The sequence below is a fragment of the Sphingopyxis granuli genome (assembly GCF_001559015.1).
Classification (GTDB): domain Bacteria; phylum Pseudomonadota; class Alphaproteobacteria; order Sphingomonadales; family Sphingomonadaceae; genus Sphingopyxis; species Sphingopyxis granuli.
The window spans coordinates 132739-159048 of record NZ_CP012199.1; the positions used below are offsets into that span (position 1 = coordinate 132739).

The window sequence follows — 26310 nt, forward strand, 5'->3', positions numbered from 1 at the left end:
TCGTCGGTCCTCCCGGGCGCTAGCGCGCCCGGGAGGAATACCTCGCCTGAACGCAGGTCATGATACGTTCTCGTTCCACAGGGCGCCGTCGCGTGAACGGGTTGACTCACGCCGACAAGGGTCGGCGATATGCAATTGTCGATGAGGTCAGTGCCCTGCGTGTTCGCCCGCCTCGCTTGTTTCCTGACTCGCGGCCTTGGCCTCTGTCATGCCTTTCATCATCGCGTCATGGTCCATTGGCACATTCTGCGTCATTGCCTGATACTGAGCCGGCGACAGGCTTGGAAGTTGCCGGATGAACGCGACCATATCCCAGATAAGACGATCATCGTGCGTTTTTCCCCACGCCGGCATGGCGGTCATCTTGATTCCATGCTTGATGATCCAGAATTGCTCCGAGGCAGAACGATCCGAACCTTTGAACAAGATGGGCGCTTGCGGATACAGCCCCTGACTCATTTCGGTTTTTTCCATTCCGGGCGCCAGATGGCAGCCGCTGCACATCTCCGTGTATAGTCCGGCGCCCGATGCGATCCGCGCCGGAGCCGCCAAATCCGCCGGCACCGCGATCGATCCGGACCGGGCTGCGATGGATTGCTCCCTGAATGTTTCGATGACGCTGTAAGTCAGTCGGCTATGAGGTGCATCGGCCGCTATATTGTACAGGCCGAGATAGACGGTGATTGCTCCAGCGCCAGCTATGACGGCAACGGCCAGGAGCGTGAACGCCAAGCTAGGCATGTGCTTCCGGAAATCGAAGTTTCGAAAACGCTCCATCGTCTATCTCCCTCAAAACAAGCGTTGAGCTGTGAAGCCGAACGCGATGCAAAGGCTGTTCAACAGATGATACGCACCGCAACAGGTTTTCCCTTGTCGCAAAGGAGACAGGTGGTTTGCGTACTTGCCGCGTCGAGGTAATTCCGGGCGCCCCTTACTCGATCGGACTTATGCGTTTCGTTCAGGCGCGGGCTCGGCGAGGCCTCAGGGCCCGCCCGGGCCCGCGAGCCTCGGGGGCGAGCCCTTTCTTCACGCGATCAGGCGCCGCCCGCCGGCCGCACCTTGGGCTTGCGTGAGGAACTGTGCAGATTGAGGATCTGCCACTTTCCGTTTTCCCATTTAAGGACGCTCGTTGCGACGCCGTCCCGCTCGATTGTTTCGCCGCTCGCGAGTACGATCGAGAAGCTATAGGTCTCGGTCGCGATCGCTACATCGCCTTCGCCCCGAACCGATATCTTGTAGTTGCGGAAGGCAAAGGATCTGAACTCCTTGAGTTCGGGACCGAGGTGATGGTCGCGATAGTGGGCGAAATTCCCTTCGACGCCGCCCGACTCGAATATCTGGGCGTCTGGCGAAAAGAGTGCCTCGACGCCGGTCAGGTCCCGCTTTTCCATCGCTGATTTATACTGCGCGAGCGCTGCCGCCGCGCCCTGATAATCCACAGGCTCGGTCGCCTGAGCCGGGACGGCCACCAGCATGGCCAATGTGATTGCTGTAATCGTCAGTCGTCTCATATCATTTCCCCTTATTGCGTCCGAACTTCTCCGGTGGTTTCGATCAGATTCTGGCAAAGCGCAGCCGCAACGAATTGGCGATGACGCTGACGGACGAGAGTGCCATCGCAGCGGCGGCAATGACCGGCGAGAGCAATAGTCCGAAGACCGGATAGAGCACGCCCGCAGCGACCGGAATCCCGGCGACATTATAGGCGAAAGCGAAGAAGAGATTCTGGCGGATGTTCGCCATCGTCGCATGGCTGAGATGCCGCGCCCGCACGATGCCCAGAAGGTCGCCGCGCAGCAGCGTCACACCCGCGCTTTCGATGGCGACATCGGTTCCCGAGCCCATCGCGATGCCGACGTCAGCGGCGGCGAGCGCGGGGGCGTCGTTGACCCCGTCGCCGGCCATCGCGACGATCCGGCCCTCTTCGCGCAGCCGCTGCACGACCGCACTCTTCTGGTCGGGGAGGACGTCGGCCTCAACGTCGTCGATGCCGAGGCGCCGCGCGATCGCCTCGGCGGTGACGCGATTGTCGCCGGTGAGCATGATGACCTTGATTCCGGCCTCGCGCAGCGCCGCGAGCGCGTCGCCCGTCGTTTCCTTGACGGGGTCGGCGATGGCGATGACCCCGGCCGCCTTGCCATTGACCGCGATGTAGATCGCCGTCGCGCCGTCTGTGCGAAGGCGGTCGGCTGCCTCGGTGAGCGCGCCCAGATCGACGTCATATTCTTCAAGAAAGCTCGCATTGCCGAGGACTATCGCCTTGTCGTCGACGACCCCGACGATACCCTTGCCGACCGGCTGGTCGACCCCCGACGGCTCGACCAGCGCGAGGCCCCGGTCCTCGGCGGCCTTGACGATCGCGGCCGCCAATGGATGTTCGCTGCTGCGCTCGAGGCTCGCGGCAATCCGGAGCAGATCCTGCTCTTCGAAGCCTTCGGCGACTTCGATGGCGACGACCGAGGGCCTGCCTTCGGTCAGCGTCCCGGTCTTGTCGACGACGAGGGTGTCGACCTTCTCCATCCGTTCAAGCGCCTCGGCATTTTTGATCAGCACGCCGGCTTCGGCGCCACGCCCCACGCCGACCATGATCGACATCGGCGTCGCGAGGCCGAGCGCGCAGGGGCAGGCGATGATGAGCACCGAGACGGCGGCGATAAGGCCATAGGCCATGGCGGGCGCGGGGCCGAGAAGCGACCAGACAATGAAAGCGACGATGGCGACGACGATGACGCCGGGCACGAACCAGCCCGAAACGGTATCGGCGAGACGCTGGATCGGCGCCCGGCTGCGCTGCGCGTCGGCGACCATTTGTACGATCCGCGCGAGCATCGTGTCGCGCCCGACCTTCTCGCTGCGCATGAGCAGGCCGCCCGTCTGGTTGATCGTCCCGCCGATCAGCGCCGCGCCGGCCGCCTTGGTGACCGGCATCGATTCGCCCGTAACCATCGATTCGTCGACTGTGCCGCGGCCTTCTACGACGATGCCATCGACGGGGACCTTTTCGCCCGGACGGATGCGCAGCATGTCGCCGACCGCGACTTCCTCGAGCGCTACCTCCTCGTCGCTTCCATCGCTGCGGACGCGCCGGGCGAGCTTCGGTGTCAGGTCAAGGAGCGCGCGGATCGCGCCGCTCGTCGTTTCGCGGGCCCTGAGTTCGAGCACCTGCCCGAGTAGCACCAGGACCGTGATGACTGCGGCGGCCTCGAAATAGACCGCGACCGAACCATCGGCGGCGCGGAAAGCTGCCGGGAAGATTTGCGGGAGAATCGCCGCCATCATGCTGTAGCCCCAGGCAACGCCCGTCCCCATCGCTATGAGGGTGAACATGTTGAGGCTCTTGTTGCGGATCGAGAGCCAGGCGCGCTCGAAGAAGGGCCAGCCAGCCCATAGCACAACGGGGGTCGCGAGCAGCATCTGGATCCAGTTGTTCGTCTGGCGGCCGACATATTGGTGGAGGCCCGTCAGATGGCCGCCCATTTCGAGCGCAACCACCGGGAGGGCGAGAAGGAGCCCGATCCAGAAGCGCCGCCGCATATCGCGATATTCTTCGCTGGGGCCGTCCGATGCTGTCGGCATGACGGGCTCGAGTGCCATGCCGCAGATCGGGCAGCTTCCGGGGCCGGCGCGCTGGATTTCGGGATGCATCGGGCAGGTCCAGATGGCGCCTTCGGGTGCATCGGCTGCGGCCGGCTCGCTTTTTGCGGCATAAAGATCGGGATCGGCCTCGAATTTGGCGAGGCAGCCTGCGCTGCAGAAATAGTGATGCTTGCCGCTATGCGTCGCGGTGTGAGGTGTGGTGGCCGGATCGACCGTCATGCCGCAGACGGGATCGGTCGTGCTCCCGCTGCCTTTTTCTGCGCCCTGATGATCGTGCATCGCCGCCGCTCCCGTATGTGTCGGATGCCCGCCTCGCGGCGGGGCGGTCCAAACGCCACCGGTCGAGTTCGCCGCTGGCGTCGTTCCTGGCGGTTCCAGAATGGAGCCGCTTCTATCGATACGCAAGAAAGGCGATTATCCCTTGGATTTTCTTTGCCCTGTGCCGTCAGGTCCCGGGCTTTCGGGCCTCGATGATCGCGATCGCACCGGTTGGCGTGCGGAACGTCTCAAGTTCGCGAACATCGCAAAAGCCTGCCTCTCTCATCAGCACCGGGAGCAATCCATCGGCGTTGGGTTGGGTGTCCTGGACGCCGTCGAGCTGCTGGATCGTCAGGCGGAACAGCAACCGCATGAGGCGGCTGCGCTGTTCTCCATAGTCGGCGACATAGAGTTTGCCGCCCGGCGCGAGCACCTGCCGGGCCTCGCGTAGCAGACGTGCCTTTTCCTCAAGCCCGACCTGATGAAGGACGAGGCAGATCGCAATCTTGGAAGGCGAGGGCCAGTCATCGATCGCCGAAGCCGCGAAAAAGCCAACTCGAAACTCCGGCGGTGGAACAATCTGCGCGGTCTTCGTTCGGGCAATTCGCGTCGCGGCCTCGTCGGGGTCGAAACCAAGATAGCGGACGTCCCGGCTATGGCGAGCGATCGCCAGCGCGAGATTTCCCGTACCCGAGCCGATATCGAGAATGACGTCACCCTCGCCGAGCGCCATATGGCGAACGAGACGGTCGCGCCACACGCGCTCGCGCGTCGTCACCGCGACGCCGAAATCATAAAAGGGCGTCAGGAAGTGATATCCTGCCGCTGGCGTGTAGGATCTTGCTACGGGTTTCGGGTCGGGCATGGCCGTCTCCTTTCGACGCTTTGGCTTGCCGCCGGATTGCGGCCGCACTCGCCGGTCTCGAGGAGACGCTTAGGGGCAAGCAGGCGCGGCGGTCTTGAATGTTTCGCCGGAGCGACGCGGTGCGAGGCGCATCCGGCTCAGGGCACGATTTCGAACGCGAAGGCGCTAAGGCCAGCCGAAGGTGTCACGCCTAGCCATTGAGCGCAGCGGCGCGTGAAGTGCGACTGATCGGCGAAGCCTCCCGCTGCCGCGGCGTCGGCGAGACCTCCGCCGCCGACCAGCGCCCGCACGGCGCGTTGAAGCTGGAGCCACTGCAGCAATTTGGCCGGAGGCACGCCGAAGTCGCGGCAGACGATTTCGCGAAGGCGCGAGGGCGAGAGGCAGGCGACGTCGGCCAACGCGCGCGCGGTCGACAAATCACTAGGGGCTGCGAGCGCCTCGGACAGGCGTGCATCCACCGGACGCACCTGCGACCGGTCGAGATAGTCGGACGCCCAGCGCTTCGCGTCCGCGCCGCTAGCGATATCGCATAGTCCGGCCGTCTCTACTGGTGTCAACAGGACGGGCGCCGATCCGGCGGACAGCCGCGCGTCGGCACGAAAAAGCGGGTCGAGATAAAATGATCGCACGAGGGCACCCGGCGGTCCCAGGCGGTGCCGGACATGCGATGCGATGGCAATGGCGTGTCCGGCTGGGACTATCATGTCGGCATCACCGGAAATTTCGAGGTCTCGTTCGACGGCGAGGCTGATCTGATGCGCCACATGGCTATGAGGACGGCTGCTCCCGATGCGTGCGTCAATCAACGCCCAGCCGGCCCCGAGCATGATCGAACCGGACCATGAGACGGTGCTGGCGGTCAAACCGGATCGACGGCGACGAAGGGTTCGAGCGTGCCGAACCAGGCGACCAGCGCGAGTATGGCGAGCGCGGCCGACGCTTCGATGACCAGGCTTCTGCGCATGGCTGCGATCGCGAGGTCGGGGTCGGCGGCGACATTGTCGGTATTGGTCTCCGGGACGGCGGCCGCGAGCGCCGGGGTCAGCTGCCAGCGGTTCGCCGCCGCGAGCGCTAACATCAGTCCGAACAGCGCAAGCTTGGCGAGGAGCAATTGTCCATAGGGCGAGCCGAGGGAGCGGCCGAGATTCTCGGCGCCGACGATCATCTGGCTGTTGACGAGGCCGGTGGCGGCGATGACGAGGACGCAGATCGTACCGACGCGCGAGAATTGATCGAGACTCCGCGACGCAATTTGGAGTCCCCCCGGCCATTCGCGGAGGCGCTGGGGCGAGATCAGCATAAGAAAGGCGCCGATTGCGCCGATCCAGACCGCCGCTGCGATCAGGTGCAATATGTCGCTGGCCCGATGCAGGGTGCCCGCCGCGCCCTCGGTCGCGCCCGCATGGCCCGACCAGACCAAGGTCGCGACGGCGACCGAGCCGGCAAGAGTGAGTATGGCGGCTGCGATTGTCGGCCGGCGCGTCATCCAGACTGCCGCCGCCAACGCAACGAGCAGCGCGGCGCTCCGGTAGATCCAGGCCATGCCGACCTCGGTTTCGCGAACCAGATCCCAAAAGGGTTGGAACTCCAGGGAGAGGATGCCCACGCCCTGCATCGAGGCCGCGAGCACGCCCATTCCGAGGGTGGAGACGAGCAGCCCGATGGCGCAGAGCCATCGTTCTGCGCGCCAGATCGCGGCCATCATCGGCTGCGGCTCATGGCGTTCGCTCCGCGTCAGCGCAAAAAGCGGGAACGCAGCAAGGCCGGCGATGAGCATCAGGTCCGCATAAAGTGCGAACCTGATGCCGATCAGAACGGGGTCCCCCACCGTCTTTTACTTTACGGTGAAGCTGAATTCGCTGCCCATGCGGTGGGTATCAGCGCCCGCCGCCGACCATGTGACCTTGTAGGTTCCGGCTGTCAGCGGCCGCTTGAGCATCAGCATCGCCGACTTGCCCTCTTTGCCCATCATCGACGAGTAAGGCACCTTCATCGGGGCATGATTGGCCATGCCGGGCATGCCGGTCATGACCAGCTCGGTCTTAAGGGTCGAGGCGACGATCTTTTCGTTGAACTGAAGATTGACCGACGTGACCTTCGAAACGGTCGAATTGGCGGCCGGCGTCGAGCTGACGAGCTTGGTGTGCGCGCTCGCCGCGACCGGCGTGATAAGCAGTGCGAAAGCCGCGGCTGCAGAGGGGAGAAGAGACTTGAACATGAACACCTCCAAATGCGTGTCTGTCCTGCTAATACGCAGGATATCGGCACGGCCCTCAAATATTCCGGAATAATATTCCGGTGTGAGGGGTGAAGCGCTTCGGCGCGTATGTACAATGATGGAAAGGTTTGAAGAGACGATCGATGGATGAGGAGCTTCGCATTTTGAATAGGATCGATCTGCCCGCAGCGCTCGACGCGCTCGACGATCGCATCATGGGCGCATTGGCGATCCGCCGGCGCGAAGCGGTAGCGACGCGCCGCCTGATGGCGCTCGCGGCCTTTGTCTCCCTTGGCGGCGGTATTTTCGCGGGGAGCGCGATTTCACAGCCGGCGGTCGCGGCAAGTCCCCTTACCCCGTTCGGTCCGCCTAGCGCATTGGCGCCTTCCACCTTGCTGGGCGTGCAGTAACGATGCCGTCGCGCCGTCTTCTTCTCGTGGGGCTCATTGCTTTCGCCGCGGCGATTGCCGGCGTGTTCGTCGGCCGTCTGGTGGCCGATGCGCCCAGAGCCAGCGAAACCGAACTTCATGCGCTTCTTCACGGTCAACTTGACCTGACCCCGGAGCAGGAAAGGAAACTCGAGCGGATCGAAGCCGACTTCGCCGGTCGCCGCCAGGCGCTCGAACTCGAGATGCGCGCCGCCAACGTCCGGCTCGCGCAGGCGATCGAAGCCGAGCATGGCTATGGACCGCGCGTCACCGAGGCGATCGACGAGACGCATGAGGTGATGGGGACATTGCAGAAGGAAACGCTCCAGCATCTCTTCGCGATGCGCGGGGTTCTCAACCCCGATCAAGCGGAAATGTTCGACAAAAGCGTGGTCAAGGCGCTGACCGCCGATGCGCGGTGAGCGCCGACCTATCGCAATGTAGCGACCAGGATCTGGCGGCCTTTGCGCGCGCGCACCGCGAAGACGCCTATCGCGAGTTGCTGCGCCGTTACAAAACGGGCGTCTACCGGCTCATCGTAAAGCAGATCGGAGATGCCGACGAGGCGATGGATTTGACGCAGGAGACGTTCGTCTCCGGCTTTTCGGCGCTCGATCGCTATGATGGCGAACGCCCCTTCCGCACATGGATCGCCCGTATCGCGCTCAACAAATGTCGCGACTGGGCACGACGGCGAAAGGTGCGCGCCTTTTTCTCCCGCGCGCTCCCGCTCGAAAATGCGCATCACGTAGCAAGCGATGGTCCTGGGCCCGATTCCGCGGCGACCGACAGGCGAGAGCTCGCCAAGGTTCGCGGGGCGATCGATCAGCTGCCGCAGAATTTGCGCGAAGTGTTGCTCCTCCGCGGTGTCGACGAGGTCAGCCAGGCCGAAACAGCGGTCATTTTGCGCGTCAGCGAGAAAACGGTCGAAACGCGCCTCTATCGAGCGCGGACCAGGCTCCGGGAATTGCTCGCGGGAACATCTGCGAGCGCCGAGGGTTGAGGGTTCGACCGCTCGTTCAGGCGGCATCTCCTCATCGTCCGGCATTTTTATTGAGGGGCAGCCGTGCCGCCTGCGTATAGCTTTAGGAACAGTCAGTAACGGTCGGAAAGAATATGCAGATGGAAAGGCGTCGGTTCGTCAGTGGAGCTTTGGGTGGAGGGGCTGCTGCGGCGATGGCCGCATGGTTCCCGGCCTGGGCCCAGTCGGTGTCGTCCGGCATCACCGCGCCGCTTCCGACCGTATCCGGCAATGACATAACGCTGCGCATCGCCCGGCAGACGATGCGCATCGACGGCAAGGTCAGCCGCGCGATCGGGATCAACGGCACAGTGCCCGCGCCGCTCGTCCGGCTGAAGGAAGGGCAGACAGCGCGCCTGACCGTCGTCAACGATCTCGACGAGGACAGCTCGATCCACTGGCACGGGCTGATCCTGCCGTTCCAGATGGACGGTGTTCCCGGCGTCAGCTTCCCCGGCATCAAGCCGCGCTCGAAGTTTGTCTATGAATTTCCCGTCGTTCAATCGGGGACCTATTGGTATCACAGCCATTCGGGGCTTCAGGAACAGCTCGGCCATTATGGTCCGATCGTCATCGATCCCGCGGGCGCCGACCCGATCGGCTACGACCGCGAGCATGTCGTCGTCCTGTCCGACCACAGTCAATTGTCGCCCGAGGCGATCTTCCGCAAGCTCAAGGTCAATCCCGGCCATTTCAACATGCAGCGCCAGACGCTGGCGGGCCTGCTCGCCGGCAAGGATCAACCGCTCAAGGAGCGGATCGATTGGGGCAAGATGCGGATGGACCCGACCGACGTCGCCGACGTCAATGGTTCGACCTACACCTTCCTCGTCAACGGCCATGGTCCGCGCGACAACTGGACCGCGCTCTTCAGCCCGGGCGAGCGGGTGCGCCTGCGTATCGTCAATGCGTCGGCGATGACGATCTTCAACGTCCGCATCCCGGGCCTCAGGATGACCGTGGTGCAGGCTGATGGGCTCAATGTCGTGCCGACCGAGATCGACGAGTTCCAGATCGCGGTCGCCGAAACCTATGATGTCATCGTCACGCCGGTCGAGGACCGTGCTTATACGCTCGTTGCCGAGGCCAATGACCGGTCGGGCATGGGACGCGCGACGCTCGCACCGCGCGCCGGCATGGTCGCCGAGGTGCCGCCCCTGCGCGAACGCCCGCTCGCGACCATGAAGGACATGGGCATGGGCGACATGTCGGGTGGCTCGATGGCGGGTATGGACCATTCGGGCGGCGATATGGGCGCCATGCCCATGCCGGCGAGCGACCCTTCCTGTCCTCCCGAACATGCCAAGATGGGCCATTGTACGCCCGCGGGGGAAAGCGGCGCGATGGCGGGCATGGATCATGGATCGGGCGGAGGCATGCAGCACAGCATGCGCGACTTCAGTGTCGCGCCGCAGGTCAAGCGCGATCCCAGCGTCCAGACGATCTCGCCGATGCCGATGGATCGCATGGGCGAGCCGGGGCAGGGGCTCGAGGATGTCGGGCACAAGGTGCTGACCTATCATGACCTTGTCGCGCTAGAACGCAACCCCGATACCCGCGCCGCCTCGCGCTCGCTCGATATCCATCTGACCGGCAACATGGAACGCTTCATGTGGTCGTTCGACGGCATCAAGATGTCCGACTATCACGAGCCCATTCCCTTCATCGAGGGCGAGCGGGTACGGATCAACCTCATCAACGATTCGATGATGAGCCATCCGATCCACTTGCACGGCCATTTTTTCGAGCTGGTGACGGGGAAGGGCGACCGCTCGCCGCGCAAGCATACGGTGCTCGTCCAGCCGGGCGGGACTGCGAGCTTTGATTTCACAGCCGACGCGCTCGGCGACTGGGCGTTCCATTGCCACCTTCTCTATCACATGCACGCGGGGATGATGCGCGTCGTCAGCGTCCGTCCGAAGGGAGACGGCGAATGACCCGGGTCGCGCTTCTCCTCGCGGGTATCGCCCCGCTGGCCTTTGCTGTGCCCGCCGCGGCGCAGTCGATGGATCATTCGATGCATGGTGCGGCGCCCGCGCCGACACCCGCTCCCTCGCCAACGCCAGCGCCGGTAGCGCAGCCCGCGCCCGAAGCGCCCGCCGAAGGGTCGGTGGAGCAGATGGACCATGGGAACATGCAGGGCATGGACATGGAACCCGAGGCTTCAAGCTGCCCGCCCGAACATGCGGCGATGGGTCATTGTACGCCTGAGGCGGAGGCTCCAGACAAGGGTGCTTCGGACATGGACGCGATGGATCATGGCGCACCGCAGCCGTCCGATCCCGATTGCCCGCCCGAACATGCCAAAATGGGCCATTGCACCCCGAAGGGCGGATCTGCGGACCCCATGGCGGGAATGGAAGACATGGTGACCACGAGCAGCGCTAGCGGCACCGATTTGCCGCCGGGCGATGCTACCGCGCCTGCGCCTCCCGGCGACTGGTATGCCGATCGAATCTACCCCAAGGCTGAAATGGAGCATTCGCGCCACGACATGATGAAAGAGAATGGTGCGCAGACCATCGCTTTCATCAGCTTCAACCTCGCCGAATATCAGGCGCGCAAAGGCCGCGACGGCTTCCGCTGGGACGGTGAGGCTTGGTATGGTGGCGACATCAACCGGCTGACGATCAAGAGCGAAGGCGAGGGCGTGTTCGGCGAAGGCATCGAGAGCGCCGAGGTACAGGCGCTCTACAGCCGGGCGATCGGGCCCTATTTCAACGCGCAGGCGGGTATCAGGCAGGATCTTGGGCCCGGCCCCGACCGCACCTATGCGACGATCGGCTTCGAGGGGCTCGCCCCCTATTGGTTCGAAGTCGAGGGCGCGCTGTTTCTTTCGAACAAGGGTGACCTGCTCGCCCGGCTCGAAGGCTATTACGACCAGCGCATCACCCAGAAGCTGATCCTCCAGCCGATGGCGGAGGTCAATTTTGCGCTCCAGGATGTCCCCGAGACCGGCGTTGGTTCGGGGCTTTCGGATTTCGAGCTCGGGCTTCGCCTGCGTTACGAGGTCGTGAAGGAATTCGCGCCTTATGTCGGCGTCGAATGGGCGCGCAAGGTCGGCGATACCGCGCGTTTTGCCCGCGCCGCGGGCGAGGATGCGAGCGGCGTCAGCTTCGTGATGGGGGTGCGGGCCTGGTTCTAGAAGTTTCGCGGGGTGGCGACACGTCGAGGAGAAATGCCGTGAAACCAGCCTATCGCAGCCTCGCGCTGCAGACGATCGTCAGCGGCGTCATCATGTATTTGGTGATGTTCGTCATGATCGACCGCCTCTCGAGCTTCTACAATAATCTCAACATGCTCTACATGACGCTGATGATGGTCTCGCCGATGGTCGTGCTGATGATCGTCGCAATGCCGGGCATGTTCCCGTCGAAACGTCTCAATACGTTCCTGCTGCTGGGATCGGCAGTTGCCTTCTTCGGGAGCTTCGGGCTCATCCGGACACAGACGACGATCGGCGACACGGCCTTCTTGCGTTCGATGATCCCGCATCATTCGGGTGCGATCCTCATGTGTGAACAGGCTTCTCTCAAGGATGCCGAGATACGCGAACTCTGCCGCGGCATCATCGCGGGGCAGGCGGCCGAAATCGAACAGATGAAATCCATTCTCGCGAGGAAATGACATGAAAAATCCGATGACGCGCCGTCATCTTTTCGGCCTGATTGCGGTCGGATCGGGGATGGCGCTTGCGGCATGCAATTCTGCCTCGGGCCCGGCGGCGACCAGCGATAAGAATGGCGCGGCGCCCGCGCCGGGCGCCGAGACGTCCAGTCCCAAGCGAATGCTCGTTTATCGCGATCCCCAATGCGGCTGCTGCGAAGCTTGGGCGGATATCGCGCGCAAGGCGGGTTATGATGTGACTGTCGAGAACCGCTCTGACATGGCCGCCGTAAAGACGCGATATGGTGTGCCTGGCCAGCTGGCGTCGTGCCACACGGCAGTTATCGGCGGCTATGCCATTGAGGGTCATGTGCCGATGCAGCATGTCGCGAGGCTCCTTCACGACAAGCCACGCGACATTCGAGGGATCGCCGTGCCCGGCATGCCGCGCGGCTCACCGGGAATGGAAATGCCGGACGGAAGCGTGGACGCATTCGAAGTGATGGCGTTCGGCAGCGACGGCAAGGTTTCTGAATTCCGCGCATGACCTGCCGACACCAAGAGGAGACAGATATGACGAGATTCATTCCCCTGGCGAGCGCCGCCGCGCTGATATTTGCTCTGGCAGGATGCGGCACTGAGCCCGCGCAGCAGAGCGACGTCACACCGGAACAGAGTGAGGTCATTGCCGGTGAGCCGCCCGCAATGGTCGAGACCATGCCCGTAGCGGACGAGACGCCCGCTGTGTCTGCCCCGACGGCGCCGACCGAAGAAGCGATGCCTCCGGAGAAATCCCGCCCCAAGCAAGAACCTGCCGCGAAGGCTGCTGTGCCGCCGCGGGCAAAGGCCGCGCCGGAAGCGCCGAAACCTGTCGAACCCGAGCCCGATCCTCATGCCGGGCACGATATGGACAAAAAATAAGGAGCATGTGCCGACGCGGCATGTCGCCCGGGCGGTCGAGGACAAACTGCGCGATGTGTCCGACATCGCCGCACCCGGCATGCCGCGCGGTCGGGTGCTGTTCGATGCCGTGCAGCGAGAGATATAACCATATGGAATAACCATCTCGTTTATAGCGATGAGTGGTGATTATTTCTGGTCATGCCAAGGCCGCGAAGATAGCTCGGTGGCGAAGCCGAGAGCTTTCGCAAATGGGAGGGGACCATGAAGAAATTGCTTCGCACGAGTGGCTCGATTATCGCCGTCCTGGCAGGCATTTCGGCCGCCGCCGCCTTCGCGCAGGATAACGCCAAAGAGGCGCCGCAGCCGGGCGCGTCGCAGGGCGAAATCGTTGTGACGGGCACGCGGCGGAACGATCTCAAGGCGGCCGATTCCGCCCAGCCAATCGACATTATCACCGGCGCCGAACTGCTCGAAAAGGGCACGGCCGACATGAACGATCTTCTCCGCACCGAGGTCCCGTCGCTCAACGTCCAGCGCCTCGTCAGCAACGACGGCGCCGTTTTCACCCGGCCTTTCTCGCTGCGCGGCCTGCCGCCGGACCAGACGCTGGTGCTCGTGAACGGCAAACGGCGCCATCGCGGCGCGACGGTCCAGTTCACCAATGTTCCCTATATCCGGGGATCGCAGGGACCCGATCTTTCGGCGATTCCGTCGATCGCGATCGGCCAGCTGGAGGTTCTGCGTGACGGCGCGTCGGCGCTCTATGGATCGGATGCGATCGCCGGCGTTCTCAATTTCGGTCTGCGCCGCGATCGCGAAGGCGGATTGCTGATCGCCCGCTATGGCCAATTCTACAAGGGCGACGGTGAGGATTTCCTCGTCCAGGGCAATGTCGGGCTTCCCTTCACCGACGCCGGTTTCGTCAACATCAGCGGCGAATATGTGAACGCCAGCACGACGTCGCGCGGTATCCAGCGTCCCGACGCGCAGGCGCTCATCGATGCCGGCGTTCAGGATGTCCCGGTCCCGGCGCAGCGCTGGGGAAATCCCGAATCCGAGGCGGCGCGCATCTTCGTCAATGCCGGCATCGAACTGTCGGACGAGATGGAATTCTACACCTTCGGCAACTATAGCTGGAGCCGCGGCACGACGGCCTTCTTCTACCGCAATCCCAATGCCAGCTTCATTTCCACCTCGATTCCGCTCACCAATACGCCCGGAGGACAGCGCTTCAGCTTCCGCCAGCTCTTTCCCGGCGGCTTTACCCCGGATTTCGGCGCCACGGTGACCGACGCGGCGCTTGCGGCCGGCCTCAAGGGCGAATTCTCCTCGGGCCTGACCTATGACCTCAGCGCTTCCTATGGTCAGAACCATGCTTCCTACCGGATCGAAAATACGGTCAATCCGTCGCTTGGTCTCGCGTCGCCAACATCCTTCAAGCCGGGGCAGCTCGAGCAGCGCGAACTCGCTTTCAATCTCGATCTCACTTACCCCATCGCGATCGGCACCTCCGATCCGCTGACGCTTGCCGGCGGTCTCGAGTATCGGCGCGAGACATATGAGATCACGGCCGGCGACATCGCATCATGGCAGGTTGGTCCTTTCGCGTCGGTCATCGATCCCGATACCGGAAACCGCGTCGGACTGCCGGTCGGCTCGAACGGCTTCCCGGGCTTCAGTCCCATCCAGGCGGGCGAGTTCGCGCGCAGCAACTGGGCCGCCTATACGTCGCTCGAAGGCAATCTCACCGACGCGCTCCAGTTCGGCCTTGCCGGCCGCTACGAGAATTACTCGGACTTCGGCTCGAAATTCACCTGGAAGATCAACGGGCGATATGATTTCTCGGACGTCTTCGCGGTGCGCGGATCGGTCAACACCGGCTTTCGGGCGCCGACGCCGGGCCAGTCGAACGCCTCGCAGGTCCAGACCAACATCGACTCGATAACCGGGGCGCCGCTGACCGCAGGCATTATCGCGCCCAACAATCCGGTGGCGCAATTCTTCGGCGCGACGCCGCTTCGGCCCGAGAATTCGTTCAACGTCGCCGGCGGCATCGTGGTGAAGCCCTCCAATCGCATCACCTTCACGCTCGACTATTTCAACATCAAGGTCGAAGACCGGATCGCCGTATCGGGCAATTTCAATCTCACCCCGGCGCAGCGCGCGCAGCTCGCGGCGCTTGGCATTCCCGGCGGGGATTCCTTCCAGCAGGTGAGCTTCTTCACCAACTCCTTCGACAGCCGCACCCAGGGCGTCGACGCCGTGCTGACGGTCGGCTTCGACCTAGGCGGCGGCAAGGCCACGCTGGGCCTCAACGGCAATTATACCAAGACCGATGTCATCAAGGCTTCGCCGGTGATCACTGCGGACCGCGAGCGGCTGCTCGAACTCGAGGGCTTCGTTCCGAAGTGGAAGGGCAATGCGTCCTTCACTTATGCGGGCGAGCGCTTCGGCTTCGTCGCGCGGGCAAATTATTACGGCAAATGGACCGACTATGGCGCCGCACCGGCTGCCGACCAGACGGGCGGCGCCGAACTGCTGGTCGATCTCGAGCTGTCCTACAAGGTCAGCGACATGCTCAAGCTTGCGGTCGGCGGCGAGAATATCTTCGACAATTACCCCGACGTCGAGGCGCGGCAATCCCAGATCAACAACGGGATCCGATATCTCCGCTTCGCGCCGACGGGGTTCAACGGGGGCTTCTGGTACGTCCGCGCGACCGCCTCCTTCTGATCGGTGGCCGTGAGGGCCGTGCGGCGTCTTGTGTCTTCAGCTGGCGTCGGAGCCGAACATCGCGTCGCGGTGGGATTCGAGCACCGCGATAAAGGCCGCAGCGACTTGGGACATCGGCCTCAACTTCGGCGTGAAGAGCATATATTCGAAATGGACCTCCGGCGCGAAATCACGGACCGTAAGGCCCCGCTCGGCATAATCCGCTGCGGTCACGGGGTTGAGGATCGAACATCCGACCCCCTGCATGACAAGCGCGCAGATGGTCATCGCATATTGGGTTTCGATGACCATCTCGCGGTGGACGCCCGCGTCCTCGAAAATGCGATCGATGCGGTGACGCACGCCGTCCTCGAGCGCGAGCGAAATGAAGGGCTCGCCCTCGAGATCGGCCGGCCGGATGACGTCCTTGACGGCCAAGCGGTGGCCGGCAGGGAGAACGCAGGCGCCGGGGCAGCGCAGGAAGCGCTCCATCCTTATGCCGGGCAATTCGCGCGCCGGCGTCGCGAGCCCGATGTCGAACTGCTGGTTCGCCATCCATTGCCGCACCGTCGAGGAACTGCGGGTCTGGAGCTGAACGGTGACGCCGGGATGTGTCTCGCGAAAGGCCGCGATCACACGCGGCAGGAAACTGACCGCGAGCGCCGGAAGGGCGGCGATCCGGAGCGTGCCGGTCGCCATGTTGCGGATGTCTTCCGCTACCCGCTTCAGGGCCGCAATACCCGAGAAGCTTCGCTCGACTTCGTAGAAAAAGGCGTCGGCTTCGGGCGTCACGGTGAGCGCGCTGCCGCGCGAACGCAGGAAGAGCTGAAAGCCCAGCTGATGCTCGAGCTCGGCAAGCATCTTGCTCACCGCGGGTTGCGACAGGTTGAGCGACTGCGCGGCCTGGGTGACCGATCCCGAGAGCATCACGGCCCTGAAGGCTTCGAGGTGACGCAGGTTCATCGGACATTGCTCCCTATAGCTATTTCTTATGGCGCTAGCATTGAAAGCCTCGTTTATGAATAGGTCGCACGCATCGCGCCGCTGGTTACCGGCGCTGCTCGCCGCAGGCGCCCTGTTACTCGGCGGCTGCGGCCGCGAGCCCGCCGGCACCGGTGGGCATGAAATCGCCGCGGCGAAGGGGTCGACGCTTGCGCGGATTCGCGCGCGCGGAACGCTCAATTGCGCAATTCATACGGGGCAGCTCGGCATGTCCTATCTCGACAAGCGCGGACGCTGGCAGGGCTTCTTCGTCGATTACTGCCGGGCGCTCGCCGCCGCGGTCCTCGGCGATGCCCGCAAGGTCCGGTTCATGCCGGTCGCCTCGAACAAGCGCTTCACGATCGTGCAGACGGGCGAGGCCGACGTCCTGTCGCGGACGACCACATGGACGCTGACGCGCGACACCGACCTCGGGGTGAATTTCGTCGGCACCATGTATTATGACGGGCAGAGCTTCCTGGTGCCCCGGCGATCGGGTGTGCGGCTTCCGACGGATCTCGATGGCGCATCGATCTGCATCACCAAGGGGACGACCTCCGAACTCAACACCGCCGAATATTTCGAGCGCAAGGGGCTGCGTTTCCAGTCGGTCGTGTTCGAGAATCCCGAGGAAGCCAAGCTCGCCTTCTTTGCCGGGCGGTGCGACGCAATGACCACCGATGCCTTCACGCTGACGGTGATCCGCCTGGCCGACACCGCACATCCCGACGATTATGTGGTGCTGCCCGAGCGGCTCACCAAAGAACCGGTCGGCCCAGTCGTGCGCAGCGACGACGAGCAATGGTATGAGATCAACAAATGGGTGCTGAACGCGCTCTTCGCTGCCGAGGAAATGGGGGTCACCCGCGCGAATGCCGCGCGCATGCGTATGGCCTCGCGCGACCCTGAAGTGCGCAAGATGCTCGGCGGCTTGCCCGGATTCGGCAAGTCGCTCGGCCTTGACGATGACTGGGCGTACCGGGCAATCGAGGCGACCGGCAATTATGGCGAAATCTTCGGCCGGCACATTACGCCGCTCGGCGTCGAACGCGGACAGAATAAGCTCTATCGGGACGGCGGGCTGATCTACCCGTTGCCGATGCGATGAACCATAAACACAGGCGGCTTGCCATCGCTGCGTTGCCCTGGCTGCTGATCGCGGGCGGGCTTGTGGTCGCCTACGGCCTGTTTGCGACATTGGCGGACAATCTAGCGGACCGAAACATCCGGACGGGGTTCGGTTTCCTGTTCGACCGGGCGGGCTTCGCGATTGGCGAAACGCTGATTGCTTACGCGCCGGGCGATTCCTATGCCGCGGCGCTGGCGGTGGGTCTTCTCAACACGCTCCTGATATCGGCGCTCGGCATCATCTTCTCGACCTTGCTCGGCCTCGCGGTCTGCATGGCGCGCCTGTCGTCCAACTGGCTGCTTGCGAGGCTCTCCGGCCTTTATATCGAGCTGGTTCGCAATATTCCGCTGCTGCTCCAGATGTTCGTCTGGTACGCCGCGCTGCTGTTCGGTCTGCCCGGACCCGGCCCGGGCGCCGTCGGACCGTTCGACCTCGATAATCGGGGATTGCACCTCCCCGCGCTCTCCTTGGCCGATCCGGGACGGCCGGTCTTGCTCATCGCGATCGTCGCCTGTGCGATCCTGCTGGGTGCCGTGCGGCGAGGAGCCGTTCGCACGCGCACTGCGCTGGCCTTCGCCGGCATCTCCCTGGTGCCGCTCTTGCTGTGGGGCGGGATCGATCTGCCGCGGGCGGGGCGCTTCGGAACCGTCGGCGGATTGTCGCTCTCCACGGAGTTTCTGACGCTGGTCGCCAGCCTTTCGGTCTATGCCTCGGCCTATCTGGCCGAGATATTCCGCGGCGCGATCCTCGCCGTTCCCGCAGGGCAGAGCGAGGCCGCCAAAGCGCTCGGCCTGTCGCCCGCGCAAACAATGGGACGGATCGTGATGCCGCAAGCGCTGCGCATCGCCATACCGCCGATGACGAGCTGGCATCTCAACACGATCAAGAACAGCTCCCTGGGCGTGGCGATCGGATATCCCGAATTTGTCTCGGTGGTCGATACCGTCATCAGCCAGACAGGCCAGGCTATCGAGGGCGTCGGCCTGATCGTCGCGACCTTCCTGCTGCTTTCGCTATCCTTGTCGTTCGTCACCGGCCGCTATGCCCGCCAGTTGGGCTGGAGCGTCGCCGGGCAGCCCGGCCGGAGCATCCAGTCGGCGCCCCTCGAACCGTTTCCGCTGCGCTCGGCGGCCGCCTGGCCGTCGTGGATGCGGCGCAATCTGTTCAGGGGAGGACGCCAGTCGATATTGACCATCGCGATCCTCGCCATGACCGCGGCTTTCGCCGGCAAGGGGCTCTCGTGGCTGCTGTTCGACGCGACCTTCGCCGGGGGCGCGGCCGATTGCCGTTTGGCCAGCGGTGCTTGCTGGCCATTCCTCCGCGAAAATGCGAGGCTGATATTGTTTGGCACCTATCCCGAAGTCGAGCAGTGGCGGTCCGCAGCAGCGGCGGCCGCGCTGCTTTCATGCCTTGCCTTCTCCTTCGTCCCTCGATTTTGGCGCAGCCGCCTCGGGCTTGTCTGGCTCGGCGCAATCGCCGTGGCGGTACTTCTGCTACGAGGAGGATTCGCGGGCCTTTCCTATGTCCCGATGGAGAAGTGGAGCGGCCTGCCAGTCACATTGCTGCTCGCGAGCCTCGCGGTTGTCGGCGCGTTTCCGCTGGCCATACTCCTCGCGTTCGGCCGCAGGTCGACGCGGCGCGGCATTCGCTGGCCGAGCGTCGTCTTCATCGAGCTGGTTCGCGGAACGCCGCTGATCGGGGTGCTCTTCCTCGCTGCGGTCCTGTTTCCGCTGTTCGTGCCCTCTTATCTCTCGATCGACAGCCTGCCGCGCGTCCAGCTCGCGCTCATATTCTTCACTGCCGCCTATATGGCCGAGGTCATCCGGGGCGGCCTGCTGGCGGTTCCCGTCGGGCAGGCCGAGGCCGCGCACGCTCTCGGCCTCACCAAATGGCAGGCGCGGCGCCATATCCTGTTGCCGCAGGCGCTGAAAGTCAGCGTGCCCGGGCTGGTCAATACTTCGATCAGCGAGGTCAAGAACACGACGCTCGTCCTCATCGTCGGCGTCTTCGATTTGTTGCAGACGACCCGCCTCTCCTACGTCGAGGCGCAATGGCGACCCTATTTCGCCGAAGCCTATCTTTTTACCGGGACAATCTTTTTCCTCCTCTGTTTCTCCCTGTCCCGGCTCAGCATGAAGATCGAACGGAAACTAAACTATGCAGGATAATCACGACAGAAAATGGCCCGGGGAGCCGGCAAGCCCGAAAGGGCGCGTCTGGCAGGATCCGACGCGTGCCGTGCACGGCGGTCCCCGCCCGTGCGATCAGCGGGGCCTCATCAATCCGCCCGTCGACCGGGCCTCCACCATTATCTACGATAGTGTCGAAGCCTATATGGACCGGCACCAGGGTCTCTACGATGAGGTCATCTATGGCCTGTACGGAACGCGAACGACCTTTGCGCTCGCCGAGGCTGTCAGCGAACTTGAAGGCGGCTGCAACACCGTCATCACCTCGTCCGGAACCAGCGCAATCGCGCTGGCCCTCACGGCTTTCGTGGCCGGGGGCGACCATCTGCTCGTCGCGGACTGCGTCTATGGGCCGACCCGCAAGTTTCTGACCGACGTTCTCGCGCGTTTCGGGGTCGAGGTGGAATATTTCCGGCCCGATATCGGAGCGGAGATTGCCGGGCTGTGCCGCAGCAACACCCGGCTCATCTATATGGAGACCCCCGGCTCGCAGACATTCGATATGATCGACGTCCCCGCGATCACGGCGATTGCACGCAGCCGGGGCATATTGACCGCTCTCGACAACACCTGGGCCACGCCGCTCTTCTTCAAGCCCTTGGCCCATGGGGTCGACATCTCGCTTGCTTCGGCAACCAAATATCTCTCAGGGCACTCCGACTGTCTGCTCGGCACGATGACCGCCGCTAGCGATGCCGTCTACCGCCAGCTCAAGGACGCCGCCGCGCGCTGGGGGAACTGCGCGAGTCCGGACAATTGCTATCTCGTCCACCGGGGCATCAGGACGCTCGATGCGCGCCTTGAACGCCACCAGCGCACCGCAGCGACGCTGATCGAATGGTTCGCCCAGCAACCCGAAGTGGTTGCGGTCCGCTATCCGGCTCATCCCGCCGACCCCGGCCATGCGATCTGGAAGCGGGATTTCACCGGTGCGTCCGGATTGTTCGGTGTTCAGCTCGACGGTCTTACCCCGCCCGAAACTAGCTCCTTTTTCAACGAATTCTCGCTATTCCAGCTCGGTTCGAGCTGGGGCGGCTTCGAAAGTCTCGCGGTTCCGGCGTGGCCCGCTCCGATCCGCGATTTTCCCAATGGCGAGGCAGATGGGGCGCTGATCCGCATTCACGCCGGCCTCGAAGCGCCGCAGGATCTGATCGCCGACCTCGCCGCAGCCTTCGCGCGGGTACGAGCGCTACGCGGCCGGGGGCAGGCGTCATGACCGACGCCTCGGGCCACGCGGCCGTCAGCTTGCGGCAGGTCGACAAATATTATGGCGCCTATCATGCCCTCCGCTCGATCGACCTCGAAATCGCCCCGCGCGAGCGGATCGTGATTTGCGGGCCTTCGGGCTCCGGCAAGTCGACGCTCATTCGCTGCATGAACAGGCTCGAGGTGCCCGACTCCGGCGCCGTCCTGATCGAGGGTGCCAAGATTACCGACGCGTCACGGGAGGCCGTTGCGGCGCTCCGCGCCGTCGGCATGGTCTTTCAACAGTTCAATCTGTTCCCGCACAAGACGGTGCTGGAGAATTGCACCCTCGCGCCCGTCCTGCTCGGCGGCTTGTCTCTTCCGGAGGCGGAGGCGCGCGCCATATCCTATTTGGACAAAGTGAGGATTGGCGACCAGGCGGGCAAATATCCGGGGCAGCTCTCGGGAGGGCAGCAACAGCGGGCCGCAATAGCTCGCGCTCTGGCGATGGAACCCAGGATTCTTCTCTTCGACGAGCCGACATCGGCGCTCGATCCCGAGATGATCAAAGAGGTACTCGATGTGATGACGGCCCTTGCCGGCGAAGGACGGACGATGGTGTGCGTGACGCACGAAATGGGGTTCGCGCGCGAGGCGGCCGACCGGATTCTTTTCATGGATCAAGGCCGGATCATCGAGGATGCGAGCCCAGCCGATTTCTTTGCCGCTCCAAAAAGTGAGCGCGCGCGAACCTTCCTCGACCAGATACTTTCGCATTGAGTGGCCGCGATGCCGGCCCGCCCGGACCGTGACGCCGCTGGTCCCGTCATTTCGTGAGCAAGTCGAAGGGGTAAGGAGCCCTCTCGTTGCGTGAGCAGACCGCTGCCTGCAAAAAAATTTCAAAATCGATGAGGGGTGATGCGTCGGGATGCGTATTTAAAGCATATCTTGCGCCCGGAATTTACGCTCTAACTATTTGATATGATTCATAAATTTCCTGTTGACCTGTATATACATTTGATGCTCTCTGAGGGGAATCAGCCAACCATCAGGGGGTTTCGCTATGATGACCAGGACATTTTTGCTCGCCAGCGCCGCGGTGGTCGCTACCTTCGCAACGCCCGCTTTTGCGCAAAGCGACGCTCCGGCGCAGGCGCCGGCCGCCGAGGATGCCCCCAGCGGTTCCGATATCGTTGTAACGGGGTCGCGCATTCGCCGCCAGGATCTGGCGGGCGTCGGTCCGGCGACGGTGGTCTCGGCCGAGCAGATCGAGAATACAGGCGTCGTCAACATCGAGACGGTGCTGCAGCGGCTGCCGGCCAACGCAGGCTTCGCGGGCAACCAGACCTCGGCCTACTGGGCGAACAATGGTTATGGCACCGCGCAGGTCAATCTCCGCGGGCTCGGCATCAAGCGCACGCTCGTGTTGCTCAACGGCCGCCGCCTCGTCGCGGGCGGCACCGGCGCCAACTCGTCGCCCGACCTCAACATGATCCCGGTTGCGGCGCTGGCGCGTACCGATGTGCTCAAGGACGGCGCGTCGGCGATCTACGGCGCCGACGCGATGGCGGGCGTCGTCAACCTCGTGACGCGCACCGACTATGAAGGCCTCGGCCTCAGCGTCCGGCAGGGGATCACCGAAAAGGGCGACGGATCGGATTTCACCGCCGATCTTCTCTGGGGCATCCGCAACGACCGTGGCGGATTCATGGCTGCGGTCACCTATCAGAAGACCAAGGCGGTCAACATGGCGACGCGGGCGCCCTGCTCGCTCGCCGAGACAACGCCGGGCCAACTGTCATGCGTCAACAGCGCTTCGACGATCGGTGGCCGCGCGGTGCTGCCCAACGGCCAGCAGATCAACTTCAACCAGACCCTCGGCGGCGACGGCGACTTCTTCGAACCCTACAGTGCGGCGAAGCATAATTTCAACTCGAACCCGTTCCTCAACGCGGTGAGCCCCGTCGAGCGCGTCAGCACCGCCTTCTTTGCCGATTATGACATCACCGACAATATCGAGGCCTTCGGCGAATTCCTCTACACCTTCCGCAAGTCGAACCAGATCGCGACCCCGGGTACGCTGCGCAATCTCGCGATTTCGGCGAGCAACCCGACCAACCCGACGGGGCAGAATATCGTGCTCGTCCAGCGCCGCCTCGCCGAGCCCGGCCCGCGCCAGTTCTTCCAGGAAACCGATACCTGGCAGGGTACTTTCGGTCTGCGCGGCAAACTGTCGAACGACTGGGGCTGGGAAGTCGCGGGGGCCTTTGGCCGCAACACAGCGGTTGATGGTTCGACCAACATCGCCAATCTCGAGCGCGTCGCGAATTCGCTCGATACGACCAAGTGCAGCCTCGCGGCCGGTGCGACGATCCCCTGCGCCGACTATCTCGGCTTCGGTGACCTGACGCCCGAAGTGCTCGACTATATCCTCTTCACCTCGCGAGACCGCGGCGGGAATGAACTGGCGACGGTGACCGCCGATCTCAACGGCGACCTGTTCAGGCTGCCCGCCGGACCGGTCTCATTTGCCGCGGGCCTCGTCTATCGCAAGGAAAAGGGCTGGCGCGATCCCGATCCGCTGACCGTGCTCGGCATCGCCAACACCAACCAGCAGGATCCGATTTCGGGGACCAGCACCGCCAAGGAAGCCTATCTCGAACTGTCGGTGCCGATCCTCGCCGACAAGCCCTTTTTCGAGGCGCTGACGCTCGACGGAGCCGTCCGCTATTCGGATTATGACCTGTTCGGGAGCGACTGGAACTACAAGGCCAGCCTCGACTGGGTGATCAACGACAGCTTCCGCCTGCGCGGCACCTATGGCACCGGCTTTCGCATCCCCAATGTCCCCGAACTGTTCGGCGGGGTGTCCGAAGGCAATCTGACGACCACCGATCCCTGTTCGCGCTACACGACGAGCGGCAATGCGACGCTGATCGCCAACTGCCAGGCGTCGGGGGTGCCGTCAAACTATGTCCAGTTGGGGACGACGATCCTCACCACGGTCGGCGGTAACGAAGATCTGAAACCCGAAAGCTCGACGACTTGGACGGTCGGGACGGTGATTTCGCCGAAGGGGCTGATCCCGGGCCTGTCGCTCACCGCCGACTGGTTCGACATCAAGATCAAGGACGCGATCCGCGCGATCCCGGGTTCGACCAAGCTGGCCATCTGCTATGCCAGCCAGAATCTGTCGCATCCTTTTTGTGACGACTTTACCCGCAGTGCGCTGACCGGCGAAGTCACCTTCCTCTCGGCGCAGCCAATCAATACGGGCCGCGAGGAAATGAACGGCCTCGACCTCGGGCTCGTCTATAATAATGACATCGGCAGCGTGAACGTCTCACTCGACGTCAACCTGACCTACCTCAACAAATATGTCGTCCTGCCTTTCCCCGGCGGCGCGCCGATCGATTTCGACGGCTTCATCGGCGGCGGCAACGGCGGCTATCCGAAATGGCGCGGTTATGGCGTGCTCACGGCCGAGAAGGACGGCATCAGCGCGACCTGGTCGACGCAGTGGATCGGCAAGGCGACCGACTTCAATGCGGCGCCCGGCGAGATCGGCTACAGCACGCCGAACGTCTTTTACCACAATCTCCAGCTCGCCTATGAGATCGACGACAAGACGCGCTTCCAGCTCGGCGTCGACAATCTCTTCGACCGCAAGGCGCCCTATATCCAGAGCTTCACCGATGCGAACACCGACACGATGACCTATGACCTGCTCGGCCGTCGCTTCTACGTCGGTTTCCGCACCGCCTTCTGAGGGACCGGAAGATGGCGATACGTTGGCCACTGCTCGTTCGGCGAACGCATAAATGGCTGGCGCTGGTCGTCGGGGTTCAGGCTTTGCTCTGGACGCTGACCGGCTTCTACATGGTGGCGGTGCATATCGACATCATCCACGGCGACAATCTGGTGCGCTCCCCGGTCGCCCAGCCCTTCGACCTCGACGGCCTGATCGCGCCGTCGAAGGTCGTCGCGGCCGCGCCGGGGGTATCGGAAATCCGTCTTCAGCGGTTTTCGGGTCAGCCGGTCTGGCGTGCGGAGACCCCTGAAGGGGCGCGCCTGTTCGACGCGCGGTCGGGTGCGCCACTGGCCGATCTTACCGAGGCTCAGATTCGCGAACAGGCGCGGCGCATCTACACCGGTGACGGCAAGATCGTCTCGGTGCGACTCTTGACCAAAGCGCCCCAGGAAATGCAGTCGCGCAAACCGCCCTATTGGCAGGTCGAGTTCGAGGGCTGGAACCGCCCGACGCTCTATCTGTCGCCGCAGACGGGCGAGCTGATTTCGCGCCGGCATGCGCTCTGGCGCGTCTTCGACTTCGCCTGGATGCTCCACATCATGGACTATGATGAGCGTACCGACGTCAACAACCCGCTGCTCCGCGTCGCGACCTGGAGCGCCTTTGCCATGGCGCTGACGGGCGCCTGGTTGCTGATCTGGTCCTTCCCGCGCCGCAAGAGGAAAAAGGCATGAAGCGCATCCGGCTGACGCCGCTTTTCTTCCGGCGCATCCATAAATGGGTCGGGCTGATCCTCGGCCTCCAGTTCCTGCTCTGGGCGCTGAGCGGCTCGGTGATGGCGCTGCTCGACAAGGATAAGGTTGGCGGGCACGGCGGCGGCATGGGGCATTCGCATCCGCTGCCGCCCGGCGAATATTTCGACATCGCCGCCTTGCCGCAAGGCGAACCTGTTACCGGGGTCGTGCTGCGCGATCTTGGCACCCGGCCGGTATACGAACTCCGCACCCCCAAAGGCATTCGTTTGGTCGACGCTACGGACGGCGCTGATATTCGCGTCGATGAGGGAATTGCCCGCGAAGTCGCATCGATGATGAATGAGGCGCCGATCCGCAAGGTAAGCGTGATCGCGAAGCCGAACCTCGAATCGCGCGATCACGAAGGTGCTATGTGGCGGGTCGATTTTGCCGATGCCGAGAACAGCAGCGCCTATGTCTCGCTGGATACCGCACGCTTCCTCGTCATGCGCGGCGACACCTGGCGGACGTGGGACTTCTTCTGGATGCTCCACAATATGGACTACATCAACCGGTCCAGCTTCAACCACCCGCTTATCATCTTCGTTGCCTTTGGCGCCCTATGGCTTTCCGGCACCGGCTTCTATCTGCTGTTCAAGAGCTTCAGTCGCGCGGATTTCCGTTGGCTGCGCCGGCGCCGCAAGCCCGTTGTGGTCCGCCGAACCGCCTGACG

The 26310-nt window shown here is 63.5% G+C and carries 24 protein-coding genes; 16 read left to right on the forward strand and 8 right to left on the reverse strand.

The genetic code is table 11. The annotated features are described in order from the left end of the window. Positions 1 to 147: 147 nt before the first annotated feature. The 7 genes from SGRAN_RS00635 to copC all read right to left on the reverse strand — a co-directional run bounded on the left by SGRAN_RS00635 (position 148) and on the right by copC (position 6944). Positions 148 to 777 carry a c-type cytochrome gene (locus tag SGRAN_RS00635; protein ID WP_053555656.1) on the reverse strand — a complete coding sequence of 210 codons (630 nt, stop codon included), beginning with the start codon at positions 775 to 777 and terminating at the stop codon, positions 148 to 150. 257 nt (positions 778 to 1034) lie between these two features. Further along, the gene (locus tag SGRAN_RS00640) at positions 1035 to 1511 is read right to left on the reverse strand and encodes a YybH family protein (RefSeq protein WP_067179799.1); all 477 of its coding nucleotides are present in this window, start codon (positions 1509 to 1511) and stop codon (positions 1035 to 1037) included. A gap of 43 nt (positions 1512 to 1554) precedes the next feature. Continuing rightward, positions 1555 to 3876 carry a heavy metal translocating P-type ATPase gene (locus SGRAN_RS00645; protein WP_067179802.1) on the reverse strand — a complete coding sequence of 774 codons (2322 nt, stop codon included), beginning with the start codon at positions 3874 to 3876 and terminating at the stop codon, positions 1555 to 1557. Positions 3877 to 4042: 166 nt separating this feature from the next. Continuing rightward, positions 4043 to 4720 (reverse strand): class I SAM-dependent methyltransferase, encoded by a 678-nt coding sequence (locus SGRAN_RS00650; protein WP_067179804.1) that lies wholly within the window; start codon positions 4718 to 4720, stop codon positions 4043 to 4045. A 137-nt stretch (positions 4721 to 4857) separates the two neighbouring features. Beyond that, on the reverse strand, positions 4858 to 5583 hold the full coding sequence (locus SGRAN_RS00655) for a helix-turn-helix domain-containing protein (protein ID WP_232314621.1): 726 nt from the start codon (positions 5581 to 5583) through the stop codon (positions 4858 to 4860). After that, positions 5580 to 6548, reverse strand: coding sequence for a copper homeostasis membrane protein CopD (copD, locus tag SGRAN_RS00660; RefSeq protein WP_067179807.1), 969 nt, complete (start codon positions 6546 to 6548; stop codon positions 5580 to 5582). The genes SGRAN_RS00655 and copD overlap by 4 nt, the downstream gene beginning before the upstream one ends. Before the next feature lie 6 nt (positions 6549 to 6554). Beyond that, positions 6555 to 6944 (reverse strand): copper homeostasis periplasmic binding protein CopC, encoded by a 390-nt coding sequence (gene copC / locus SGRAN_RS00665; protein WP_237234043.1) that lies wholly within the window; start codon positions 6942 to 6944, stop codon positions 6555 to 6557. A gap of 137 nt (positions 6945 to 7081) precedes the next feature. Between copC and SGRAN_RS00670 the strand changes: the two genes are divergently transcribed. From SGRAN_RS00670 to SGRAN_RS00710, 9 genes are all read left to right on the forward strand, one after another. Beyond that, positions 7082 to 7348: a hypothetical protein gene (locus tag SGRAN_RS00670; RefSeq protein WP_067179810.1), complete on the forward strand. Its 267-nt coding sequence runs from the start codon at positions 7082 to 7084 to the stop codon at positions 7346 to 7348. Between the two features lie 2 nt (positions 7349 to 7350). Further along, positions 7351 to 7788 (forward strand): periplasmic heavy metal sensor, encoded by a 438-nt coding sequence (locus SGRAN_RS00675; protein WP_067179812.1) that lies wholly within the window; start codon positions 7351 to 7353, stop codon positions 7786 to 7788. Beyond that, on the forward strand, positions 7785 to 8369 hold the full coding sequence (locus tag SGRAN_RS00680) for an RNA polymerase sigma factor (protein ID WP_067179814.1): 585 nt from the start codon (positions 7785 to 7787) through the stop codon (positions 8367 to 8369). Before SGRAN_RS00675 ends, SGRAN_RS00680 begins: the two co-directional genes overlap by 4 nt. Positions 8370 to 8488: 119 nt before the next feature. After that, the gene (locus SGRAN_RS00685; protein ID WP_404950389.1) at positions 8489 to 10324 is read left to right on the forward strand and encodes a copper resistance system multicopper oxidase; all 1836 of its coding nucleotides are present in this window, start codon (positions 8489 to 8491) and stop codon (positions 10322 to 10324) included. Further along, the gene (locus tag SGRAN_RS00690) at positions 10321 to 11532 is read left to right on the forward strand and encodes a copper resistance protein B (protein ID WP_067179817.1); all 1212 of its coding nucleotides are present in this window, start codon (positions 10321 to 10323) and stop codon (positions 11530 to 11532) included. Before SGRAN_RS00685 ends, SGRAN_RS00690 begins: the two co-directional genes overlap by 4 nt. A 92-nt stretch (positions 11533 to 11624) precedes the next feature. Further along, complete coding sequence (locus SGRAN_RS00695; protein WP_223181178.1) at positions 11625 to 12014, forward strand: DUF305 domain-containing protein; 390 nt, start codon at positions 11625 to 11627, stop codon at positions 12012 to 12014. Position 12015: 1 nt separating this feature from the next. Further along, on the forward strand, positions 12016 to 12540 hold the full coding sequence (locus SGRAN_RS00700) for a DUF411 domain-containing protein (protein ID WP_067179819.1): 525 nt from the start codon (positions 12016 to 12018) through the stop codon (positions 12538 to 12540). 26 nt (positions 12541 to 12566) lie between these two features. After that, the gene (locus SGRAN_RS00705) at positions 12567 to 12914 is read left to right on the forward strand and encodes a hypothetical protein (protein ID WP_067179820.1); all 348 of its coding nucleotides are present in this window, start codon (positions 12567 to 12569) and stop codon (positions 12912 to 12914) included. A gap of 243 nt (positions 12915 to 13157) precedes the next feature. Further along, positions 13158 to 15629 (forward strand): TonB-dependent receptor plug domain-containing protein, encoded by a 2472-nt coding sequence (locus SGRAN_RS00710; protein ID WP_039578990.1) that lies wholly within the window; start codon positions 13158 to 13160, stop codon positions 15627 to 15629. 36 nt (positions 15630 to 15665) lie between these two features. On the opposite strand, the gene SGRAN_RS00715 is transcribed toward SGRAN_RS00710, so the two are convergent. Further along, the gene (locus tag SGRAN_RS00715) at positions 15666 to 16571 is read right to left on the reverse strand and encodes a LysR substrate-binding domain-containing protein (RefSeq protein ID WP_003046376.1); all 906 of its coding nucleotides are present in this window, start codon (positions 16569 to 16571) and stop codon (positions 15666 to 15668) included. Between the two features lie 55 nt (positions 16572 to 16626). Between SGRAN_RS00715 and SGRAN_RS00720 the strand changes: the two genes are divergently transcribed. The 7 genes from SGRAN_RS00720 (at position 16627) to SGRAN_RS00750 (ending at position 26308) form a co-directional block, all read left to right on the forward strand. After that, positions 16627 to 17697 carry an amino acid ABC transporter substrate-binding protein gene (locus SGRAN_RS00720; protein WP_237233637.1) on the forward strand — a complete coding sequence of 357 codons (1071 nt, stop codon included), beginning with the start codon at positions 16627 to 16629 and terminating at the stop codon, positions 17695 to 17697. Next, complete coding sequence (locus SGRAN_RS00725) at positions 17694 to 19886, forward strand: ABC transporter permease subunit (protein ID WP_237233638.1); 2193 nt, start codon at positions 17694 to 17696, stop codon at positions 19884 to 19886. The genes SGRAN_RS00720 and SGRAN_RS00725 overlap by 4 nt, the downstream gene beginning before the upstream one ends. A gap of 70 nt (positions 19887 to 19956) precedes the next feature. Further along, positions 19957 to 21123: a cystathionine beta-lyase gene (gene metC, locus SGRAN_RS00730; RefSeq protein ID WP_237233642.1), complete on the forward strand. Its 1167-nt coding sequence runs from the start codon at positions 19957 to 19959 to the stop codon at positions 21121 to 21123. Then, a complete protein-coding gene (locus tag SGRAN_RS00735) occupies positions 21120 to 21872 on the forward strand; it encodes an amino acid ABC transporter ATP-binding protein (RefSeq protein ID WP_067179828.1) in 753 nt (250 codons plus the stop codon). Before metC ends, SGRAN_RS00735 begins: the two co-directional genes overlap by 4 nt. Before the next feature lie 283 nt (positions 21873 to 22155). Next, on the forward strand, positions 22156 to 24861 hold the full coding sequence (locus SGRAN_RS00740; protein WP_067179831.1) for a TonB-dependent receptor domain-containing protein: 2706 nt from the start codon (positions 22156 to 22158) through the stop codon (positions 24859 to 24861). 11 nt (positions 24862 to 24872) lie between these two features. Next, a complete protein-coding gene (locus SGRAN_RS00745; RefSeq protein WP_067179834.1) occupies positions 24873 to 25577 on the forward strand; it encodes a PepSY domain-containing protein in 705 nt (234 codons plus the stop codon). Further along, on the forward strand, positions 25574 to 26308 hold the full coding sequence (locus tag SGRAN_RS00750; protein ID WP_067179837.1) for a PepSY domain-containing protein: 735 nt from the start codon (positions 25574 to 25576) through the stop codon (positions 26306 to 26308). The genes SGRAN_RS00745 and SGRAN_RS00750 overlap by 4 nt, the downstream gene beginning before the upstream one ends. Positions 26309 to 26310: the final 2 nt, after the last annotated feature.

Excerpts from the sequence above, each read along its gene's own strand:
- SGRAN_RS00750 (WP_067179837.1), top strand. The coding sequence starts at position 25,574 with ATGAAGCGCATCCGGCTGACGCCGCTTTTCTTCCGGCGCATCCATAAA.
- SGRAN_RS00705 (WP_067179820.1), top strand. The coding sequence starts at position 12,567 with ATGACGAGATTCATTCCCCTGGCGAGCGCCGCCGCGCTGATATTTGCT.
- SGRAN_RS00740 (WP_067179831.1), top strand. The coding sequence starts at position 22,156 with ATGATGACCAGGACATTTTTGCTCGCCAGCGCCGCGGTGGTCGCTACC.
- SGRAN_RS00645 (WP_067179802.1), bottom strand. The coding sequence starts at position 3,876 with ATGCACGATCATCAGGGCGCAGAAAAAGGCAGCGGGAGCACGACCGAT.
- SGRAN_RS00700 (WP_067179819.1), top strand. The coding sequence starts at position 12,016 with ATGAAAAATCCGATGACGCGCCGTCATCTTTTCGGCCTGATTGCGGTC.
- SGRAN_RS00690 (WP_067179817.1), top strand. The coding sequence starts at position 10,321 with ATGACCCGGGTCGCGCTTCTCCTCGCGGGTATCGCCCCGCTGGCCTTT.
- SGRAN_RS00675 (WP_067179812.1), top strand. The coding sequence starts at position 7,351 with ATGCCGTCGCGCCGTCTTCTTCTCGTGGGGCTCATTGCTTTCGCCGCG.
- SGRAN_RS00725 (WP_237233638.1), top strand. The coding sequence starts at position 17,694 with ATGAACCATAAACACAGGCGGCTTGCCATCGCTGCGTTGCCCTGGCTG.
- SGRAN_RS00715 (WP_003046376.1), bottom strand. The coding sequence starts at position 16,571 with ATGAACCTGCGTCACCTCGAAGCCTTCAGGGCCGTGATGCTCTCGGGA.
- SGRAN_RS00685 (WP_404950389.1), top strand. The coding sequence starts at position 8,489 with ATGGAAAGGCGTCGGTTCGTCAGTGGAGCTTTGGGTGGAGGGGCTGCT.
- SGRAN_RS00710 (WP_039578990.1), top strand. The coding sequence starts at position 13,158 with ATGAAGAAATTGCTTCGCACGAGTGGCTCGATTATCGCCGTCCTGGCA.
- SGRAN_RS00745 (WP_067179834.1), top strand. The coding sequence starts at position 24,873 with ATGGCGATACGTTGGCCACTGCTCGTTCGGCGAACGCATAAATGGCTG.
- SGRAN_RS00635 (WP_053555656.1), bottom strand. The coding sequence starts at position 777 with ATGGAGCGTTTTCGAAACTTCGATTTCCGGAAGCACATGCCTAGCTTG.
- SGRAN_RS00640 (WP_067179799.1), bottom strand. The coding sequence starts at position 1,511 with ATGAGACGACTGACGATTACAGCAATCACATTGGCCATGCTGGTGGCC.
- SGRAN_RS00650 (WP_067179804.1), bottom strand. The coding sequence starts at position 4,720 with ATGCCCGACCCGAAACCCGTAGCAAGATCCTACACGCCAGCGGCAGGA.
- SGRAN_RS00695 (WP_223181178.1), top strand. The coding sequence starts at position 11,625 with ATGTATTTGGTGATGTTCGTCATGATCGACCGCCTCTCGAGCTTCTAC.
- SGRAN_RS00735 (WP_067179828.1), top strand. The coding sequence starts at position 21,120 with ATGACCGACGCCTCGGGCCACGCGGCCGTCAGCTTGCGGCAGGTCGAC.
- SGRAN_RS00720 (WP_237233637.1), top strand. The coding sequence starts at position 16,627 with ATGAATAGGTCGCACGCATCGCGCCGCTGGTTACCGGCGCTGCTCGCC.
- SGRAN_RS00670 (WP_067179810.1), top strand. The coding sequence starts at position 7,082 with ATGGATGAGGAGCTTCGCATTTTGAATAGGATCGATCTGCCCGCAGCG.